Origin of the sequence: Sphaerisporangium rufum (assembly GCF_016863395.1) — a bacterium.
GTDB classification, from domain to species: domain Bacteria; phylum Actinomycetota; class Actinomycetes; order Streptosporangiales; family Streptosporangiaceae; genus Sphaerisporangium; species Sphaerisporangium rufum.
This window is the reverse complement of the sequence record NZ_BOOU01000001.1, coordinates 45,849-64,258: the sequence shown is the minus strand read 5'-3', so window position 1 is coordinate 64,258 and position 18,410 is coordinate 45,849. Positions and strand designations below refer to the sequence as shown.

General features: G+C 74.1%; 19 protein-coding genes. 13 read left to right on the top strand and 6 right to left on the bottom strand.

Annotated features, from left to right (window positions below; genetic code table 11):
- Window positions 1-242: 242 nt before the first annotated feature.
- A complete protein-coding gene (locus Sru01_RS00315; protein ID WP_203981748.1) occupies window positions 243-1,997 on the top strand; it encodes a DEAD/DEAH box helicase in 1,755 nt (584 codons plus the stop codon).
- A 111-nt stretch (window positions 1,998-2,108) separates the two neighbouring features.
- Here Sru01_RS00315 and Sru01_RS00310 read toward each other — a convergent pair whose 3' ends face one another.
- Window positions 2,109-2,678, bottom strand: coding sequence for an isochorismatase family protein (locus tag Sru01_RS00310; RefSeq protein WP_203981747.1), 570 nt, complete (start codon window positions 2,676-2,678; stop codon window positions 2,109-2,111).
- Between the two features lie 128 nt (window positions 2,679-2,806).
- Window positions 2,807-4,099, bottom strand: a complete 1,293-nt coding sequence (locus tag Sru01_RS00305; RefSeq protein ID WP_203981746.1) for a nicotinate phosphoribosyltransferase — start codon at window positions 4,097-4,099, stop codon at window positions 2,807-2,809.
- Between the two features lie 39 nt (window positions 4,100-4,138).
- Between Sru01_RS00305 and clpS the strand changes: the two genes are divergently transcribed.
- The 10 genes from clpS (at window position 4,139) to rdgB (ending at window position 11,079) form a co-directional block, all read left to right on the top strand.
- Window positions 4,139-4,429, top strand: coding sequence for an ATP-dependent Clp protease adapter ClpS (gene clpS, locus Sru01_RS00300; RefSeq protein WP_203981745.1), 291 nt, complete (start codon window positions 4,139-4,141; stop codon window positions 4,427-4,429).
- Window positions 4,426-4,953 carry a DUF2017 domain-containing protein gene (locus Sru01_RS00295; RefSeq protein ID WP_203981744.1) on the top strand — a complete coding sequence of 176 codons (528 nt, stop codon included), beginning with the start codon at window positions 4,426-4,428 and terminating at the stop codon, window positions 4,951-4,953. The genes clpS and Sru01_RS00295 overlap by 4 nt, the downstream gene beginning before the upstream one ends.
- Window positions 4,954-4,962: 9 nt before the next feature.
- The gene (locus Sru01_RS00290) at window positions 4,963-5,373 is read left to right on the top strand and encodes a M67 family metallopeptidase (RefSeq protein WP_203981743.1); all 411 of its coding nucleotides are present in this window, start codon (window positions 4,963-4,965) and stop codon (window positions 5,371-5,373) included.
- 259 nt (window positions 5,374-5,632) lie between these two features.
- On the top strand, window positions 5,633-5,911 hold the full coding sequence (locus tag Sru01_RS00285; protein WP_203981742.1) for a MoaD/ThiS family protein: 279 nt from the start codon (window positions 5,633-5,635) through the stop codon (window positions 5,909-5,911).
- Window positions 5,912-5,913: 2 nt separating this feature from the next.
- Entirely contained in the window at window positions 5,914-6,861 is a 948-nt protein-coding gene (locus Sru01_RS00280; protein ID WP_203981741.1) for a PLP-dependent cysteine synthase family protein, read from the top strand.
- Between the two features lie 111 nt (window positions 6,862-6,972).
- Window positions 6,973-7,761: a thioesterase family protein gene (locus Sru01_RS00275; protein ID WP_203981740.1), complete on the top strand. Its 789-nt coding sequence runs from the start codon at window positions 6,973-6,975 to the stop codon at window positions 7,759-7,761.
- A gap of 202 nt (window positions 7,762-7,963) precedes the next feature.
- Entirely contained in the window at window positions 7,964-8,821 is an 858-nt protein-coding gene (gene murI, locus Sru01_RS00270) for a glutamate racemase (RefSeq protein ID WP_203981799.1), read from the top strand.
- An 11-nt stretch (window positions 8,822-8,832) separates the two neighbouring features.
- Complete coding sequence (locus Sru01_RS00265; protein WP_203981739.1) at window positions 8,833-9,585, top strand: MBL fold metallo-hydrolase; 753 nt, start codon at window positions 8,833-8,835, stop codon at window positions 9,583-9,585.
- A 5-nt stretch (window positions 9,586-9,590) separates the two neighbouring features.
- Window positions 9,591-10,307 (top strand): ribonuclease PH, encoded by a 717-nt coding sequence (gene rph / locus Sru01_RS00260; protein ID WP_203981738.1) that lies wholly within the window; start codon window positions 9,591-9,593, stop codon window positions 10,305-10,307.
- A 157-nt stretch (window positions 10,308-10,464) separates the two neighbouring features.
- Complete coding sequence (gene rdgB, locus Sru01_RS00255; protein WP_203981737.1) at window positions 10,465-11,079, top strand: RdgB/HAM1 family non-canonical purine NTP pyrophosphatase; 615 nt, start codon at window positions 10,465-10,467, stop codon at window positions 11,077-11,079.
- 18 nt (window positions 11,080-11,097) lie between these two features.
- On the opposite strand, the gene Sru01_RS00250 is transcribed toward rdgB, so the two are convergent.
- Window positions 11,098-12,213, bottom strand: coding sequence for an FAD-dependent monooxygenase (locus Sru01_RS00250; RefSeq protein ID WP_203981736.1), 1,116 nt, complete (start codon window positions 12,211-12,213; stop codon window positions 11,098-11,100).
- A gap of 92 nt (window positions 12,214-12,305) precedes the next feature.
- On the opposite strand from Sru01_RS00250, the gene Sru01_RS00245 reads away from it, so the two are divergent.
- Window positions 12,306-13,211 (top strand): TetR/AcrR family transcriptional regulator, encoded by a 906-nt coding sequence (locus Sru01_RS00245; RefSeq protein ID WP_203981735.1) that lies wholly within the window; start codon window positions 12,306-12,308, stop codon window positions 13,209-13,211.
- A 36-nt stretch (window positions 13,212-13,247) separates the two neighbouring features.
- Here Sru01_RS00245 and Sru01_RS00240 read toward each other — a convergent pair whose 3' ends face one another.
- Both Sru01_RS00240 and Sru01_RS00235 read right to left on the bottom strand, forming a co-directional pair.
- Window positions 13,248-13,601: a YlcI/YnfO family protein gene (locus tag Sru01_RS00240; protein WP_203981734.1), complete on the bottom strand. Its 354-nt coding sequence runs from the start codon at window positions 13,599-13,601 to the stop codon at window positions 13,248-13,250.
- The gene (locus Sru01_RS00235) at window positions 13,598-13,858 is read right to left on the bottom strand and encodes a hypothetical protein (RefSeq protein ID WP_203981733.1); all 261 of its coding nucleotides are present in this window, start codon (window positions 13,856-13,858) and stop codon (window positions 13,598-13,600) included. The genes Sru01_RS00240 and Sru01_RS00235 overlap by 4 nt, the downstream gene beginning before the upstream one ends.
- A gap of 118 nt (window positions 13,859-13,976) precedes the next feature.
- Here Sru01_RS00235 and Sru01_RS00230 point away from each other — a divergent pair, with 118 nt between their 5' ends.
- Complete coding sequence (locus Sru01_RS00230; RefSeq protein ID WP_239136643.1) at window positions 13,977-15,746, top strand: molybdopterin-dependent oxidoreductase; 1,770 nt, start codon at window positions 13,977-13,979, stop codon at window positions 15,744-15,746.
- Between the two features lie 162 nt (window positions 15,747-15,908).
- Here Sru01_RS00230 and Sru01_RS00225 read toward each other — a convergent pair whose 3' ends face one another.
- Entirely contained in the window at window positions 15,909-18,410 is a 2,502-nt protein-coding gene (locus Sru01_RS00225) for an ABC transporter permease (protein ID WP_203981732.1), read from the bottom strand.

The window sequence follows — 18,410 nt, the reverse complement described above, 5'->3', positions numbered from 1 at the left end:
GCGGCGGCCTCCCACGCTCCGGGTCGTTCGGAGCAACGAGGCGCCGTCCCGCGTGCGCGGCGGCCCGGCCCGCGCCGCGCGCGGCGGGCGGATCGGGCGAGGGCGGCGCATCCTGTCGGTGGTCTTGGCTAGGGTGGCTTCACTGTGAGGCAGCCATACGAGCGCGACGACGAGTTCATCGGCGGGGCACCCGCCCCGCGGGCCCCGCAGGGCGGTGCCGGGCGCCCGGCGAGGTGGTCCCGGTGAGCTCGTTCGCCGCCAACCACCTGTCGCCGTCCTACCCCGACCGCGCCGCGTGGGGCACCGCGCCGAAGCTGCGCGCCTGGCAGCAGGAGGCGTTCGACCTCTACTTCCGGCGCGAGCCGCGCGACTTCCTCACGGTGGCCACCCCCGGCGCCGGCAAGACCACCTACGCCCTGCGCATCGCCAGCGAGCTGCTGGCCCGCGGCGTGGTGCAGCGGCTGGCGATCGTCACCCCCACCGAGCACCTCAAGCGCCAGTGGGCCGACGCGGCCGGCCGGGTGGGCATCGCGGTCGACCCGGAGTTCAAGAACAGCCAGGGCGCCACCTCGCGCGACTACGCCGGTGTCGCGATCACCTACGCCCAGGTGGCCATGCACCCGGCGTTGCACCGCTCGCGCACCGAGAACCGCCGCACGCTGGTCATCTTCGACGAGATCCACCACGCGGGCGACGCCAAGTCCTGGGGCGACGGGGTGCGCGAGGCGTTCGAGCCGGCCACCCGGCGGCTGGCGCTGACCGGCACGCCGTTCCGGTCCGACACCAACCCCATCCCGTTCGTCACCTACGCCGAGGACGGCGACGGCGTCCGGCGCAGCGTGTCGGACTACTCCTACGGCTACGCCCCGGCGCTGGCCGACGGCGTCGTCCGCCCGGTGATCTTCCTGGCGTACGCCGGCGAGATGCGCTGGCGCACCCGGGCCGGCGACGAGATCACCGCCACCCTGGGCACCCCGCTGACCAAGGACCAGCTCGGCCAGGCGTGGCGTGCCGCGCTCGACCCCAAGGGCGACTGGATCCGGCAGGTGCTGCGCGCGGCCGACAAGCGGCTCACCGAGGTGCGCCGGCACGTGCCGGACGCCGGCGCGATGGTGATCGCCAGCGACCACGAGACCGCCCGGGCCTACGCCCGGCACATCCGGGAGATCACCGGCACCGGCGCCACCGTCGTGCTGTCGGACGACCCGGGCGCCTCCGGCAAGATCAAGCAGTTCGGCGCGTCCGAGGAGCGCTGGCTGGTCGCGGTGCGCATGGTGTCGGAGGGGGTGGACATCCCGCGGCTGGCGGTCGGCGTCTACGCCACCAGCACCTCGACCCCGCTGTTCTTCGCCCAGGCCGTGGGGCGCTTCGTCCGGGCCCGGCGGCGCGGCGAGACGGCGTCGGTGTTCCTGCCGTCGGTGCCCACCCTGATGGGGCTGGCCGGCGAGATGGAGGCCGAGCGCGACCACGTGCTGGACCGCAAGCTCCCCGAGGAGGGGCTCGACGACTTCCTGGTCGAGGAGGCCCGGCAGCGCAAGGACAGCCCGGACGTCGTCGGCGACGAGCTGCCGTTCGAGACGGTGGAGGCCTCGGCCACCTTCGACCGGGTGCTGTTCGACGGCGGCGAGTTCGGCACCGGCGCCGAGCCCGGCTCGCCGGAGGAGGAGGACTTCCTCGGCCTGCCCGGCCTGCTGGAGCCCGACCAGGTGGCGGTGCTGCTGCGCAAGCACCAGGCCGATCAGCAGGCCGCGCGGCGCCGCCGTCCGGCCGAGGAGCAGCCGCCCGCCCGGTCCCCGCACGAGGAGATCGCCGCGCTGCGCAAGGAGCTGAACGGCCTGGTCGGCGCGTGGAACCACCGCACCGGCCAGCCGCACGGCGTCATCCACGCCGAGCTGCGGCGCGCCTGCGGCGGCCCGCCCATCGCGCAGGCCACCGCCGAGCAGATCCAGCGGCGCATCGAGACCATCCGCAAGTGGGCCACCCAGCGCTCCCGCTGACCGCGGGCCGGACGTCCGGCCGGTCCCTGCGCCGACCGATCCGAGCCGACCGATCCGAGCGGGCCTGAGCCGATAGGGCAGGCCGCGCCGGGCCGGCCGGCCGGGCGCGGATCAGGCCGGGCGAACGATGGGCGCGCCCTCCAGGGCGACGCCGGCCGCGGCGAGCTCGCCGAGGGCGGCGGCGGTGCTGTCCGGGGCCACCCCGGCGGTGAGGTTCAGGAGCACCCGGGTGCGCAGGCCCGCGCGGGCGGCGTCCAGCGCGGTGGCGCGCACGCAGTGGTCGGTGGCGATGCCGGCCACGTCGACCCGGTCCACGCCGCGGGCCCGCAGCCAGTCGGCCAGCGCGGTGCCGTCCCGGCTCGCACCCTCGAAGCCGCTGTAGGCGGCCTGGTGGGCGCCCTTGTCGAACACCTCCTCCACGGCGGAGGCGTCCAGCGCGGGATGGAGCTCGGCGCCCGGGGTGCCGGCGACGCAGTGCGCGGGCCAGCTCGTCACGTAGTCGGGCCGGTCGGCGAAGTGGCCGCCGGGGTCGACGTGGTGGTCGCGGGTGGCCACCACGTGGTCGTATCCCGCGGTGCGCGGGCCGATGGCGGCGGCGACCTCCGCGCCGCCGGCCACCGCCAGGCTGCCGCCCTCACAGAAGTCGTTCTGCACGTCCACGATGATCAGGCAGGTCGTCAACGGTCGCTCCTCGCTCGTGCCGGGCCCGGAGGACTTCGGCGCGCTCGGCGGTCGGTGGATCCGAGGGGCCCGGCGGACCCGGCGGAACTCAGGACAACATGGTGGGTCTCACGGGAACACGGTGGGACTCAGGAGAACACGGTGGGGATCACCGCGTCGCCGTGGGACAGCTGGCGGGCCGCGGCGGGCAGCTCGGCCAGCGCGGCCCGGTGCCGCTCGCGGGCCGCGGCCAGCGGCTCCCGGCCGATGATCTCGCCGGCCCGGACCAGCGGGCGCAGCATCGGCCGGGCGTTCTCCGGGGTGGCGGCGAGGGTCGCGGTGGTGACCAGCTCGGCCACCGCGGTGCCGTCCGCCAGCGCGCGGAAGGCGACCTTGCGCCCGCCCCGGCTCGGCTTGCCGACCGACTTCTTGGCCACCGGCCGCAGCTCCCCGGCGGCGTCCTCCCGGGCGACCAGCTTGTAGACCATCGCCGCGGTCGGCACTCCCGAGCCGGTGACCACCGAGGTGCCGACGCCGTACCCGTCCACCGGGGCGGTGGCCAGCGCCGCGATCGAATACTCGTCCAGGTCGCCGGTGACCACGATGCGGGTGCCGGAGGCGCCGAGCCCGTCCAGCAGCTCGCGGACGTCGTGCGCCGCCACCGCCAGGTCGCCGGAGTCGATGCGCACCGCGCCGAGCTCCGGCCCGGCCAGCTCCACCGCGGTGCGCACCGCCTTGGCCACGTCGTAGGTGTCGACCAGCAGGGTGGTGCCGGGCCCGCACGAGTCGAGCTGGGCCTGGAAGGCGTCGTGCTCGGAGTCGTGCAGCAGGGTGAAGGCGTGCGCGCTGGTGCCCGCCGTCGGCACCCCGTAGGCGCGGCCGGCCATCAGGTTGGAGGTGGTGGCGAAGCCGGCCAGGTGGGCGGCCCGGGCGGCGGCCACCGCGGCCATCTCGTGGGTGCGCCGCGATCCCATCTCGATGATCGGCCGGCCGCCGGCGGCGTGCGTCATCCGGGAGGCCGCGGCGGCGACCGCCGAGTCGTGGTTGAGGATCGACAGCACCAGCGTCTCCAGCAGGACCGCCTCGGCGAACGTGCCGTCCACCACCATGATCGGCGAGCCGGGGAAGTAGCACTCGCCCTCGGCGTAGCCGTGCACGTCGCCGGTGAACCGGTAGCCGGCCAGGAAGTCGAGCGTCGGCTCGTCCACCACACCGCGGTCGCGCAGGAAGGACAGCTCGGCGTCGCCGAACCGGAACTCCGCCAGGGCGTCCAGGAACCGGCCGGTGCCGGCCACCACGCCGTACCGGCGCCCGCCGGGCAGGTGCCGGGCGAACACCTCGAACACCGCCCGCCGGTGCGCGGTGCCGCCGGCGAGCGCCGCCTGGAGCATGGTCAACTCGTACTGGTCGGTGAGCAACGCGCTACTGGCCGGGTTCGTCACACGTCGAAGACTACGGCCGGGGTAGGGCAGGATGGACTCGTGGGTAGTACCGCTCCGGCCGAGGTCGAGCGTCCGTCGACGGACGTTCGCCCCGACCTGCCCTGGCTGGCCATCGTCTGGAACGACCCGGTCAACCTGATGTCGTATGTGACCTACGTCCTGCAGACGGTGTTCGGTTACGCCAGGGAGAAGGCCGAAAAGCTCATGCTCGACGTCCATCACAAGGGCAAGGCGGTGGTGGCCAGCGGCACCAGGGAAGAGATGGAGCGCGACGTGCAGATCCTGCACTCGTACGGCCTGTGGGCCACCGTGCAGCGGGACTCGGCGTGAGCGGCGGGTTCCGCGCGTCGGGGGGTGGCGGGGTGTCGATCGTGCTGGACGCCGGGGAGGCGTCGATCCTCCGCTCGCTGGTCTCCCAGGTGCTGGACCTGGTGGAGCCCGGCACCACCGGTGAGGACCCGCTGGAGCGGGCCCTCGGCATCGGCAGCGCCGCCCAGCCGTCGGACCCGGTGCTGGCCCGGCTGTTCCCCGCCGGATACTCCGGCGACGACCAGGCCGCCGCCGAGTTCCGGCGCTACACCGAGGCCACGCTGCGCGAGGGCAAGCGGTCGGATGCCGAGACGCTGATGGAGACGGCCGGGGAGGGCAGGGTCCGGCTGACCGCCGAGCAGGCGCAGGCCTGGCTGCGGGCGCTCAACGACGTCCGACTGGCCCTCGGCGTCCGGCTGGAGGTCACCGAGGAGGTCCACGAGGAGCTGGCCGGCATGACCGAGGACGACCCCCGCTACCCGGCGTACGTGACCTACGACTGGCTGACCTACCTGCAGGACACCCTCGTCCGGGCGCTTTGGTAGCTTCCAGGCATGCTGACGATCTCACGGGAACTGGTCGACAAGATCATCGCCCACGCGTGGGCGGACCATCCGGACGAGGCCTGCGGAGTGATCGCGGGTCCGGCGGGGTCCGACCGCCCGGAGCGGTTCATCCCGATGGAGAACGCCGAGCGCTCGCCGACGTTCTACCGGTTCGACTCCATGGAGCAGTTCCGGGTGTGGCGGGAGATGGACGACCGGGACGAGGAGCCGGTGGTCGTCTACCACTCGCACACCGCCACCGAGGCGTATCCGTCGCGCACCGACGTCTCCTACGCCTCCGAGCCGGGCGCGCATTACGTCCTGGTCTCCACCGCCGACCCGGACAACGTGCAGTTCCGCTCGTTCCGCATCGTGGACGGCGTGATCACCGAGGAGGACGTCCGCATCGTCGGCGGATGACCCGGGCGTCCCGCCTCCGGCCGCCCTGGGGGCGCGGCCGCGGAGGCGGTAGAGTGGGGGCATGCTGACGGTCGATGCCGGGAACGGGCGCGGGTCGCGCCCCGGGCGCCCGTCTCCGGTGCAGAGCCACTTCTTCGCGCACACTCGCTGTGCCGTCGTCTACGACTGTTCCTGACCGCAGGAATCCCCGCCTTCCCGCCGGTGTTCGCACCCCCTGGGGTGCTCTGTGACGACCAGTGAACAAGGAGACAGATCCGCGATGGCCATCGAGGTCCGCATACCGACCATCCTTCGCACCTATACCGACGGCGCCAAGTCGGTGAACGCCGACGGCGCCACGCTGTCCGCCCTGATCGGCGACCTGGAGGCCCGCCACCCGGGCATCAAGGCCCGCCTGGTGGACGAGTCCGGGCTGCGGCGGTTCGTGAACGTCTACCTCAACGACGAGGACGTGCGCTTCCTCGGCGGCCTGGACACCCCGGTGTCCGACGGCGACACCGTGACCGTGCTCCCGGCCGTGGCCGGAGGCGGGCGCTAGGCATGCGCTTCGACTCGCTCGTCGACTCGGTCGGGCACACGCCGCTGGTCGGCCTGCCGCGCCTGTCGCCTTCGGCGGAGGTGCGGCTGTGGGCCAAGCTGGAGGACCGCAACCCGACCGGGTCGGTGAAGGACCGTCCCGCGCTGTGGATGATCGAGCAGGCCGAGAAGGACGGCCTGCTCACCCCCGGTTGTACGATCCTGGAGCCGACGTCCGGCAACACCGGCATCTCGCTGGCCATGTCGGCCCGGCTCAAGGGCTACAAGCTGATCTGCGTGATGCCGGAGAACACCTCCGAGGAGCGCCGCCAGCTGCTGCGCATGTGGGGGGCGGAGATCATCCCGTCGCCGGCGGCCGGCGGTTCGAACGAGGCGGTCCGGGTGGCCAAGCGGCTGGCCGCGGAGAACCCCTCCTGGGTGATGCTCTACCAGTACGGCAATCCGGCGAACTGGCGCGCGCACTACGAGTCCACCGGGCCGGAGATCCTGTCGGACCTGCCGTCGGTCACCCACTTCGTGGCCGGCCTCGGCACCACCGGCACGCTGATGGGCGTCGGGCGCTTCCTGCGCGAGCGGGTGCCCGCCGTGCGGATCGTCGCCGCCGAGCCCCGGTACGGCGAGCTGGTGTACGGCCTGCGCAACGTGGACGAGGGCTTCATCCCGGAGATCTACGACGCGGACGTGCTCACCACCCGCTACTCGGTGACCTCGGCGGACGCGCTGCGCCGCACCCGCGAGCTGCTGGCGACCGAGGGCATCTTCGCCGGCGTCTCGACCGGCTGCGCGCTGCACGCCGCGCTCGGCATGGCGGCCAAGGCGGTGAAGGCGGGCGAGCGCGCCGACATCGTGTTCGTCGTCGCGGACGGCGGCTGGAAGTACCTGTCCACCGGTGCCTACGAGGGCACGCTGGACGAGGCCGAGGAGCGGCTGGAGGGCCAGCTCTGGGCGTGATCTCGCTCTCATCGTGACCCTGGCCGCGCCGGCGCGAGTACAGTGGTAGAACAATATTCGGTCCGCGTCCTCCGCCGGCGCGGCCGGGCCGCCGGCGAGCGATGAGGGACGATGACCAAGTTCGATGAGGCGACGCAGGCCGTCCGGGTGGACGACACCACCTATGACGTGTGCCTCGACCCCGGATACTCGATCGGCGGGCCGCTGAACGGCGGCTACCTCATGGCGGTGCTGCTGCGGGCGGTGACCGACGACTCCCCGCACGCCCATCCGGTGTCCACCGCCGCGCAGTTCCTCCGCGCGCCGCGTCCGGGCCCGGCCCAGGTGCGGCTGGAGCGGCTGAAGGCCGGGCGAACCGCGGCCATGACGCGGGCCTCGCTGGTTCAGGACGGCACGTCCTACCTGGAGACGCTGGTGACCACCGCCACGCTGGGGGAGGGCCCGGCCGACTGGAGCGCCGGGCCGCCGGCGATGCCGCCGGTCGAGGAGTGCGTGCGGCTGCCCGACCCGCGGCCGGAGTCCGGCATGACGCTCAGCGAGCGGATGGAACTGCGGTTCGACCCGCCGACCGTCGGCTGGCTCACCGGCGCGCCGACCGGCCGCCCGGAGTCGCGCGCCTACTTCCGGCTGGCCGAGCCGCAGGATCCCGATCCGTTCGTGCTGGCGCTCGCGGTCGACGCGTTGCCCCCGGTGGTCTTCTCCGCCGGCGCCCGGGGATGGGCGCCCACCGTCGAGCTGACCTGGCATCTGCGGGCACTGCCCGCGCCCGGCTGGCTGGCCGTCGTCGGGCACGGCCGCCTGGTGCGGGACGGGTGGTTCGACGAGGACATCGAGATCTGGGACGCCGCCGGCCGGCTGGTCGCCCAGTCGCGGCAGCTGGCCCGGCTCGGCCGCGGCTGAGCCGGCCGCGGTCCTGGCCGGGGTCACCGGCGGCCCTGCGGTCCGGAAAACGGGTAAAAGGCGGAGAAATCCGGACACTAACCGGTAGAGAGTGATTACTGCGGTGTGAGCATTCTTACCGTGAGCGATGGCCCATGGTCCCCTAACCTTGGGAATCATGTCAGACATCGGGAGCGTCGCCCACGCGCCGTGGGTCAGTGCCATGAGGTCCGCCGCCGACGAGCCCGCGCGTGAGGCTCCCGCGATCGGCGTCTTCGACAGCGGGGTGGGCGGCCTCACCGTCGCCCGGGCGATCATCGATCAGCTCCCGGCCGAGTCCATCCTCTACGTGGCCGACACCGCGCGGCAGCCGTACGGGCCCAAGCGCCTGGCCGAGGTGCGCGCCTACGCCCTGGAGGTGATGGACCACCTCGTCGAGCACGACGTGAAGATGCTGGTCATCGCCTGCAACAGCGCCACCGCGGCCGTGCTGCGCGACGCCCGGGAACGCTACGACGTCCCGGTGGTCGAGGTCATCCAGCCCGCCGCGCGCCGCGCGGTCCGCGCCACCAGGAACGGCCGGGTCGGCGTCATCGCCACCCGGGCCACCATCCAGTCGATGGCCTACCACGACGCCTTCGCCGCCGCCCCGGACGTGCGGTTGACCGGGGTCGCCGCGCCGCGGCTGGTGGAGTTCGTCGAGCGCGGCGAGACGATGAGCGACGAGGTCATCGAGGCGGCCCGCGAGTATCTGCGCCCGGTCATCGAGGACGGCTGCGACACCCTCATCCTGGGCTGCACCCACTACCCGCTGCTCACCGGCGCGATCTCCTACGTCATGGGCAACGGCGTCACGCTGGTGTCCAGCGCCGAGGAGACGGCCAAGGACGTCTACCGCGTGCTGCACGACCGGGGGCTGGTCGCCCCGCCCGGCACGCCACGGCACCGGTTCCGCGCCACCGGGGACACCGCCCTGTTCGGGGATCTCGGCCGGCGCTTCCTCGGACCGGAGATCGGCATCGTCGAACGGGCCCTGGTGGGCGATGTTTCGGGTGAAGAGGCGCTGACCGCGCCCGGCTAGGAGGAGCCGCGTTGAAACTGACGATCATCGGGTGCTCGGGGAGCTTCCCCGGACCGGACAGCCCCTCGTCGTGCTACCTGCTGGAGGCCGACGGCTTCCATCTGCTGCTCGACTTCGGCAACGGCTCGCTGGGCGCGCTGCAACGGCACATCGGCCTGTACGACGTGGACGCCGTCTGCCTGTCGCACCTGCACGCCGACCACTGTCTCGACATGTGCTCCTACCACGTGGTCCGCACCTACACCCCGCACGGGCCGCTGCCCCGGCTGCCGGTGTACGCCCCCCGTGAGGCGCCGGCCCGGCTGGCCGCCGCGTACGGCATGAGCGACGAGCCGAGCCTGTCCACCGCGTTCGACTTCCGCCCGCTGAGCCCTGGCACCTTCACCGCCGGGCCGCTCGAGGTGACGGTCGCGCCGATGAACCACCCGGTGGAGACCTACGGCTTCCGCGTCTCGCACGGCGGGCGCTCGGTGGCGTACTCGGCCGACACCGGCGAGTGCGCCGAGCTGGTGAAGCTCGCCGCCGGCGCGGACATCCTGCTGTGCGAGGCGTCCTGGCCGGACCGCCCCGGCCTGCCGGAGGGCCTGCACATGAACGGCCGGCAGGCCGCCGAGCACGCCGCCCGGGCCGGCGTGGGCACCCTGGTGCTCACCCACCTGGTGCCCTGGCACGACCCCGCGGAGATCCTCGGCGACGCCCGGCGCGGCGGGTTCGAAGGCCCCATCGAACTGGCGCGGAGCGGGGCCGTCTATGACCTAAGGTGAGGCACATGGCACGCGCAGACGGACGCAGTCCCGACCGGCTCCGCCCGGTGAAGATCACCCGGAACTGGCTCGCCCACGCCGAGGGCTCGGTCCTGGTGGAGTTCGGCGGCACCAAGGTGCTGTGCGCGGCCTCGGTCCAGGACTCGGTGCCCCGCTGGCGGCGGGGGAGCGGCCTTGGCTGGGTGACCGCGGAGTACGCCATGCTGCCCCGCGCCACCAACACCCGCGGCGACCGCGAGTCGGTGCGCGGCAAGATCGGCGGGCGCACCCACGAGATCTCCCGGCTGATCGGGCGGTCGCTGCGCGCCTGCGTCGACTACAAGGCCCTCGGCGAGAACTCCGTGGTGCTGGACTGCGACGTGCTGCAGGCCGACGGCGGCACCCGCACCGCGGCCATCACCGGCGCGTACGTCGCGCTGGCCGACGCGGTCGCCTGGATGCGAAAGCGCCGGATGTGCCCGGGCGACCCGCTGGTCGGGTCGGTGGCCGCCGTCTCGGTGGGCGTGGTCGGCGACACCCCGCTGCTCGACCTCTGCTACACCGAGGACGTCGCCGCCGAGATCGACATGAACGTCGTGATGACCGGCGCCGGGGAGTTCGTCGAGGTGCAGGGCACCGCCGAGGGCGTGCCGTTCGGCCGGCCGATGCTGGACACGCTGCTCGACCTGGCCGCCGCCGGCTGCGTCGAGCTGACCGAGCTGCAGCGCCAGGCCCTGGCCTGACCCGACCTGACCCGGCCGCCCCGGCGACGGCCGCCATGCCGGCCGCTCCCGGCCGTCCCGGCGACGGCCGCTTCCGGCCGGGGCCGCTCGTCCCGGCCGGTCCGTCCTGGTGACCGGCCGGCCGATCCGATTCCACCCACCAGCGAAAGGCCGTGGCATGTCCGGCACCTCCCGCGTCGTCCTGGCGACCCGCAACCCTGGCAAGATCGCCGAGCTGCGCCGCATCCTCGCCGAGGCCGACGAGAAGATCGAGCTGGTCGGGCTGGAGGAGTTCCCGCAGATCGGCGAGATCGCCGAGACCGGCCTCACCTTCGCCGAGAACGCCCTGATCAAGGCGCACGCGGTCGCCGCGGCCAGCGGCTTGCCCGCCGTCGCCGACGACTCCGGGCTCTGCGTGGACGCGCTGAACGGCATGCCCGGTGTCTTCTCGGCCCGCTGGTCCGGCGGGCACGGCGACGACGCCGCCAACCTGCGGCTGCTGCTCAGCCAGATCTCCGACGTCCCGGAGGGCCGCCGCGGGGCCCACTTCGCCTGCGCCGCGGCCGCCGCGCTGCCGTCCGGCGCCGAGCGCGTCGTGGAGGGCGCGCTGCCCGGCTCGGTGATCTTCACGCCGCGGGGCACCGGTGGCTTCGGCTACGATCCGATCTTCGTTCCGGAGGGCCAGCCGCGCACCCTGGCCGAGTTCGGCGACGGCGAGAAGGACGCCATCAGCCACCGCGGCCGCGCCTTCCGCGCCCTCGTCCCCACCCTCCACGCCCTCCTCGCCGGGTGACCCGGTCGCGGCGGCCGGCTAGGGCAGGTGGATCGCGTTCTTCACCTCGTCCAGCGGGCTCTGCCCCGGTGGCGTCTCGCCCGCATGGTCACGATTGCTGAACGCGAGCGCCTGGTTGCCTGCCACCCACGGTCGCATGCGCTCCTCGTAGGCGGCGAACGCGGTCTGGTGGCCGGCGCGGGCCAGTTCGGCGGCCAGGACGTACGCGCCGACCAGCGCCATGCTCGTCCCCTGGCCGGACAGCGGCGAGGCGCAGTGGCCGGCGTCGCCGAGCAGCGTCACCCGGCCGGCCGACCAGCGTTCCATGCGCACCTGGGCCATGGAGTCGAAGTAGAAGTCCGGCGCCTCCCACATCGCCGCCAGCAGCCGGGGCACCTCCCAGCGCCCGCCCGCGCAGCGCTCGGCGACCAGCCGCTTCTGCGCCTGGACGTCCTGGTGGTCGTAGGAGATGGGGTGTTCGGCGCGGAAGCCGAGGTTGACCCGCAACTCGGAGTTGTCGCGCACCGGATAGACGGCGCCACCGATGTCCCCGTCGTCGAACCAGGTCTGCCAGTCCCGCAGGCCCAGCTCGTTGGCCATGGAGAAGATCGACAGGTACGTCCCGAGGTGGTGCACGAACTCCGGCTCGGGACCGAACGCCAGGCGGCGGACGTTGGAGTGCAGGCCGTCCGCGCCGACCACCAGATCGAAGGTGCGCGCGGCCGCCCGCTCGAAGGTGACCCGCACGCCCCGCCCGTCCTGGTCGAGCGAGGTGATCGAGTCGCCGAACAGGTACTCCGTGTCGTCCTTCGTCCGGTCGTGGACCAGCCGGCACAGGTCCTCGCGGAGGAGCTCGACGTCGTCGCCGTCCAGCCGCCCGCTGGACAGCGCCACCTCGGTGGAGCGCCACAGTTCGCGGCCGTCGCCGTCGAGCATGGACATGCCCCTCATCCGGGTGCGGTGCCGGCGCACGTCGTCGAGGATCCCCATCCGCTCGACGACGGTGAGGGCGACACCGCGCACGTCGATCGCCTGGCCGCCGGGACGGGGCGCGGGGGCGTGCTCCACCACGGTGACGGCGAAGCCGTGCCGGCGCAGGAAGAAGGCCAGGGCGGGGCCGGCGACGCTCGCGCCGGAGATGAGTACGGAGGTCATGGGTCCTTGGTAGTCCCACCGGTGCGGAAACCCGCGACTGTGCTAGAACAGATCCGACCCTGACCGGCCCATCTGTTCTAGGACAGCCGCTGATGGAGGCACCTTACCGGCGGATCGCCGCCGAGATTCGCCGGCGCATCGAGTGCGGTGAACTCGCCCCCGGTGATCGGACGCCGTCCAGCCGGGCGATCGCCCGCGACTTCGGGGTCGCCCTGGCCACCGCGGTGCGGGCGCTCGCCGTCCTCAAGGAGGAAGGGCTGGTGGAGGGGAGGCCCCGGTCCGGGACGGTGGTGGCGGCCACCCGCGCCGCGCCGAGGCGGCGTCATGGCGGGTTGGCGCCGACCCGGGAGCGGATCGTGCGCGAGGGGATCGCGGTCGCCGACGCGGAAGGGATCGGCGCGGTGACCGTCCGGGCGGTGGCCGCCCGGCTCGGCGTGCCGGTGGCGGCGGTCCACCGGCAGGTGCGCGGCCGGGACGACCTGGTGCGGACGATGGCGGACCTCGCCTACGGCGAGGAACGCTATCCGGGCGGGCCGCTCGGCCGCCGGGAGCGGCTGGAGCGGGCCGCCCGCACGCTGTGGCGGATCTACCGGCGGCACCCCTGGCTGGCCCACCTGGCCCCGCTGGGGCGTCCGCTCCCATTGCCCGGCGTGGTCCGGCACGGCGAGCAGATGCTGATCGCGCTGGACGGGCTCGGTCTCGACCCGGCGCGCGTGCTGACCATCGAGATCACGCTCTACGCCTACGTACAGGGACTCGCGGTGCACGTCGAGCGGGAGACCCAGGCGATGTCGGCCACCGGCCTGTCCGGCGACCAGTGGCTCGGCAGCCATGGCGGGTCGATGAACGCGGTGCTGGCCGCCGGGCGGGCGCCGTTGCTCGCCCGGCTGATCGGCGAGCTCGGCCCCGGCGGCTACGACTTCGACCTCGACCAGATCTTCGAGTTCGGCCTCCGGACGCTCCTCGACGGCCTGGGCATCGCGGCCGCCGGCCGATGATCGGCCGTGACGACAGTCACGCGATCATGGCTGTGATCAGCCCGCGCGGAGAAACCGCTCGAAGGCCTCTCGGGCCAAGGCCGAAACGGTCTTGCCCTCCTGCGCGGCGCGGGACGTCGCACGCTCGCGCAGTTCGTCGGGGAGGCGGAACGACACCCGCGGGGAGTGGGTCCCGCCGGTCAGTGAAGGGCGACCGGCGCGCCCGGTCGGCACGGGCACCTGGCCGGCGTCGATGGCACGATGGACATCCTCGACGGCACGGGCGACGTACTCGGCGTCGATCCGGTTGCCCTTCCGGTCGTGGACCTCTTCGAAGTCGTCGATCTCGGAGTCGTCGTCCACGACCAGTTCGATGTCCTCCGGCGGCCGGTTCGCCTCGTGCTCGGTCATGGCTTCTTCCTCCTTAGTGCGGTCGGCATCACGTGCAAGATCACCAGGTACTTCTCGGCGAGAATGCCGATCACCTCCAGCTCGATCCCCCGGTCGTCCGGGCCGATCCACACCCATCGGTCCTCCAGCCTCGGATCTGCCGCCGGAACCACGACCGGTGGTCCGGATCGCACCACATGGAGGGCGTGCGCCCGCCCGATGCGATGCTTCCGTGCCGACCGATAGAAGCGCGACATCCTCGTAATCGTGTCGGACACGATCAGAGTGGAAGGGCTGAACTTTCCAGGCGGCCGGAGGCGGACGCCGGCCGTGGCCTGGAGCGGCGTAACCGGGTCGTAAGAACCGGGGGGCGGGTTCGGGCGTAGCGTGCCGGGTGTGACGGACAACGAGGTACGCCCGCGCGGGCAGGCATGGGCGGCGGCGGTCATCGGGCTGGTGGCGGGCGCCGCCGGGCTCGGGGTGGCCGAGCTGGTGGCCGGGGCGCTGGCGCCGAAGGCGTCCCCGGTGACGGTGGTGGCCGGTGTGGCGGTGGACTCCTCGCCCGCGCCGCTGAAGGAGTGGGCGATCCGCACCTTCGGCACGAACGACAAGACGGTGCTGGTCGGCGGCATCCTGGTGGTGCTGGTGTTGATCGCCGCCGGGCTGGGCGTGCTCGGCCGGCGGCGTCCCGGCCTCGCCCGGCTCGGCTTCGCGGCCTTCGGCGCGGTGGGGGTGGCCGCCGCGGTGAGCCGGCCGGACTCGGCGCTGCTGGACGTGCTGCCCTCCATCGCCGGCGGCGCGGTGGCGGCCTGGGCGCTGGTCCCGCTGCTGCGCCGCGCCTGGCCGGCCGCGGAGCCGGAGTGGTCGTCCCCGCGGCCGGCCGAACCCCGTCCGGAACCGCCGGCCGCGGATGGCGGGGTATCGGCCCCGTCGCCGGCCGGCGGACCATCCCGGGTCGCCGGAACCGGCACGGAGCTCGGCGCGGGCGCGGTTGCCGGGGCGGACCCGGCCGCCGGACCCGCCCTGGCCGCCGGAACCGTACCGGCCGGGGGAGGCGGGGCGGAGCGGCCGGCGGTGATGCGGGCCCGGCCAGGGGACCTGGACCGGCGCGGGCTGCTGACCGGAGCGGTCACCGGGGTCGTGGTGGCCGGCGCGGCCGGGCTGGCCGGGCGGGCGCTCGGCGGCCGGTCGGTCGCCGAGGCCGCGCGGACCACCGTCGCGCTGCCGCCGGCCGCCCGGCCGGCCCGAGCGCTGCCGGGCGGCGCCGACCTGCGGATCCGCGGCCTGGCGCCGTTCGTCACGCCCAACCGCGACTTCTACCGGGTGGACACCGCGATCGTCGTCCCGCAGGTCGACCCGCGGGCCTGGACGCTGAAGATCCACGGAATGGTCGGCCGGCCCATCGAGATCACCTACGCCGACCTGCTTCGGCGGCCGCTGGTGGAGGCCGACGTCACGCTGACCTGCGTGTCCAACGAGGTCGGCGGCTCCTACATCGGCAACGCGCGCTGGCTGGGCGCCCGGCTGGCCGACCTGCTGCGCGAGGCGAACATCCAGCCCGGCGCCGACATGCTGCTGTCCACCTCCGACGACGGCTGGACCTGCGGCACGCCGGTGGACGTCACGCTGGACGGCCGGGACGCGCTGCTCGCGGTGGCGATGAACGGCGAGGTGCTGCCGGTGTCGCACGGCTTCCCGGTGCGCCAGGTGATCCCCGGCCTGTACGGCTACGTGTCGGCCACCAAGTGGGTCACCGACATCAAGGTCACCCGGTTCGACCGGGACGAGGCGTACTGGACGCCGCGCGGCTGGGCGCCGCGCGGGCCGATCAAGACCCAGTCCCGGATCGACCTGCCGCGCGACCGGGCCACCGTCCCGGCCGGCCGGACGACCGTCGCCGGGGTGGCCTGGGCCCAGCACCGCGGCGTCGACGCCGTCGAGGTGAGCGTGGACGCCGGGCCGTGGCGCCCGGCCCGGCTGGCCGACGTGCCAGGGCCGGACACCTGGCGCCAGTGGGTGCTCGACGACTGGCAGGCGACGCCGGGCCGGCACACCATCCAGGTACGGGCGACCGACGCCGCCGGCCGGACCCAGCCGCAGGCCGAGGCGCCGCCCGCCCCGGACGGCGCCACCGGCTGGCACACCATCACCGTCCAGGTCAGCTGACCGCCCGGTCCGGCGGCGGTCGCCGCATCGCCGGATCGGCCGCCCGCGACCTCGGGTCCGCCCGCGCCCGGGCCCGCCCCCGGATCCGCCTGCGCCCGGGGGCGGCCGGATCGGCCCGGCAGGGATGCCCGACCCGGCCGCCCGACCGGGACCGCCGCCGGGTCAGTCTGCGGCCAGCGCGCCGACGACCGAGGCGCGGGCGGCCCGCCGGGCGGGCAGTACCGCGGCGAGCACGCCGGCCAGCCCGGAGAGCACCACGAACAGCGCCACCTGGCCGACCGGCAGTCGGAACAGCACGTCGGTGGCGATCGTCCGGCTCGCGGCCCAGCCGTACGCGGTGCCGAGCACCACGCCGACGATCGCGCCGATCAGGCCCAGGACCAGCGCCTCCACCGACAGCATCCGCTTAAGCTGGCGGCGGGTGAGCCCCAGCGCGCGCAGCAGCGCCGACTCGCGGGTCCGCTCGTGCACCGACAGGCTCAGGGTGTTGGCGATGCCGATCAGCGAGATCAGGATCGCCAGCCCCAGCAGCCCGGTGACGACCGCCAGGGCCGTGTCGAGCGCCTGGTCGAACTCGCCGCGGACCTCGGTGGTGCTGACCACCTTGGCGGTGGGGTAGGCCGCGACGGCGGCCTCGACCGCCTTGCGGGAGTCGCCGGCGGTGACGCCGTCCCGGGCGCCGACGAGGACGCGGTCGTCGTCCAGCCGACCGAAATACGTCTCGAACGCCCCCTCCGGGACCACCACGCCGGACACCAGCGCCTTGCCCGATTCGTAGACGCCGGCCACCTTCAGCCGCTGGACACCAGCTTTCGCGGTGGTCACCGTGAGGGTGTCACCGGGCTTGAGCTTGAGGGAGTCGGCGGTGTTGGAGCCGATCAGCGCGCCGCCGGCGGTGAAGTCCCGCATGCCGCCCTGGATCAGGTCCACGGTGTAGGGCCCGTGGTAGGTGACCACCCGGCCCTTGGCGTCGCCGATCCGTGCCTCGGCGCCCCGGACCTGGGTCACCGAGGCCAGCTCCGGGCGGGCGCGCAGCGTGGCGGCGATCTCCCGGGGCAGCGCCCCGCCGGCGTCCGCCCGGCCGAACTGCCCGCTGACCAGGTAGTCGATCGGAAACTGCTCGTCCAGCTGGGCGGTGTAGGTCGCCCGGGTGGTCGCGGTGATCACCGAGAGGGTGGTCATCAGGGTCACCCCGATGGTGAGCGCGATCGTCGTGGTGGCCGACCGCTTCGGATGGCGGCGGGAGTTGTCCACCGCGAGCCGGCCGGGGACGCCGAACAGCCGGGCGGGCGCCCAGCCGGCCACCGCGCTCAGCGGCCGGACGAGCACCGGGCCGAGCACCAGCACGCCGCAGAAGATGAGGACACCGCCGCCCATGACGACGAAGAGCGCCTGCTCGCCCGGCGGCATCCGGGTGCCGGCCACGGTGACCCCGGCGCCGGCCAGCAGGAACAGCCCGGCGATCACCAGCCGGGCCGCCCCGGCGCGGAACTCCCGCTCCTCGCTCTGCGTCCGCAGCGCGGCGATCGGCGCCACCCGGGTGGCCGCCCGGGCGGGCAGCAGCGCGGCGGCCACCGTGACGAGCACGCCGACGGCGAGCGCGACCGCGATGGTGCGCGGGGTGAGCGTGGCGTCCACCGGAGCGCTCTGCAGGCCGAAGGCGGTGCCCGCGCGCAGCGCGCCGGCGCCGAGACCGTACCCGGCGGCCAGGCCGGCCAGCGAGGACAGCACGCCGACCACCAGCGACTCCAGCAGCACCGAGCCGAACACCTGCCGGCGGGTGGCGCCCAGGCAGCGCAGCAGCGCCATCTCCCGGGTGCGCTGGGCGATCAGGATGTTGAAGGTGTTGTAGATCACCAGAGTGGCGACCAGCATGGCCACCAGGCCGAACATCAGCAGCGCGAGGGTGAGGAACTCCAGGTTGCCGCCGTTCACCCGGGCCAGTTCCGCGGCGAGCTCGTCCCCGGTCAGCACCCGGTGCCCGGCGCCGCCCAGCGCCGCGGTGACGGCCGCCTTCAGCCGCTCCGGCGGCACGCCGGCCGCCGCCACGTCGATCTCGGCGAACCCCTTCTCCCCGGTCATCCGGCGGGCGGCGTCCGGGGTGAAGCCCACCGCGCCGGTGTAGGCGAGTTCCTGGTCGACGCCCACGTCGAACAGGCCGACGACCTGGAAGGTGTGCGGCCGGTCGGCGGAGTCCAGCACGGTGGCGGTGTCACCGGCCGCGAACCCGCGGGTCCTGGCGGTGTTCTCGTCCAGCGCGATCTCGCCGTCCGCCGCCGGGGCCCGGCCGGTGGTCATCGCCGTGCGGCCGAGCCGCCCGGTGACGACCGACACCCCGGTGGTCGGGGTGTCACCGGCCACCTTGCCGTCCTTGCCGACCAGCGCGGCCGGCCCGCGGACCAGGCCGTGCGCCTCGGCCACTCCGGCGGTGCGGCGGATCGCGGCCAGCTCGGCCTCGCCCGGCTTCCCATGTCCGGCGCGCGGCAGGACGGCGACGTCCACCCGGTCGGCGGACGCCGCCACCTGCCGGGTCACCCCGGCCTGCAGGCTGTCGGTGAGCACGAAGGTCCCGGCGATGAAGCCGGCGCCCAGGGTGATGGCGAGCGCGGTCAGCAGCAGGCGGAGCCGGTGCGCGCGCAACCCGGCCAGCGTGGTGCGGATCAC

Coding starts and splice junctions, on each gene's coding strand:
- Sru01_RS00290 (WP_203981743.1), top strand. CDS start 4,963: ATGCTGACGATCTCACGGGAACTGGTCGACAAGATCATCGCCCACGCG.
- Sru01_RS00285 (WP_203981742.1), top strand. CDS start 5,633: ATGGCCATCGAGGTCCGCATACCGACCATCCTTCGCACCTATACCGAC.
- Sru01_RS00280 (WP_203981741.1), top strand. CDS start 5,914: ATGCGCTTCGACTCGCTCGTCGACTCGGTCGGGCACACGCCGCTGGTC.
- Sru01_RS00275 (WP_203981740.1), top strand. CDS start 6,973: ATGACCAAGTTCGATGAGGCGACGCAGGCCGTCCGGGTGGACGACACC.
- murI (WP_203981799.1), top strand. CDS start 7,964: ATGAGGTCCGCCGCCGACGAGCCCGCGCGTGAGGCTCCCGCGATCGGC.
- rph (WP_203981738.1), top strand. CDS start 9,591: ATGGCACGCGCAGACGGACGCAGTCCCGACCGGCTCCGCCCGGTGAAG.
- rdgB (WP_203981737.1), top strand. CDS start 10,465: ATGTCCGGCACCTCCCGCGTCGTCCTGGCGACCCGCAACCCTGGCAAG.
- Sru01_RS00250 (WP_203981736.1), bottom strand. CDS start 12,213: ATGACCTCCGTACTCATCTCCGGCGCGAGCGTCGCCGGCCCCGCCCTG.
- Sru01_RS00245 (WP_203981735.1), top strand. CDS start 12,306: ATGGAGGCACCTTACCGGCGGATCGCCGCCGAGATTCGCCGGCGCATC.
- Sru01_RS00240 (WP_203981734.1), bottom strand. CDS start 13,601: ATGACCGAGCACGAGGCGAACCGGCCGCCGGAGGACATCGAACTGGTC.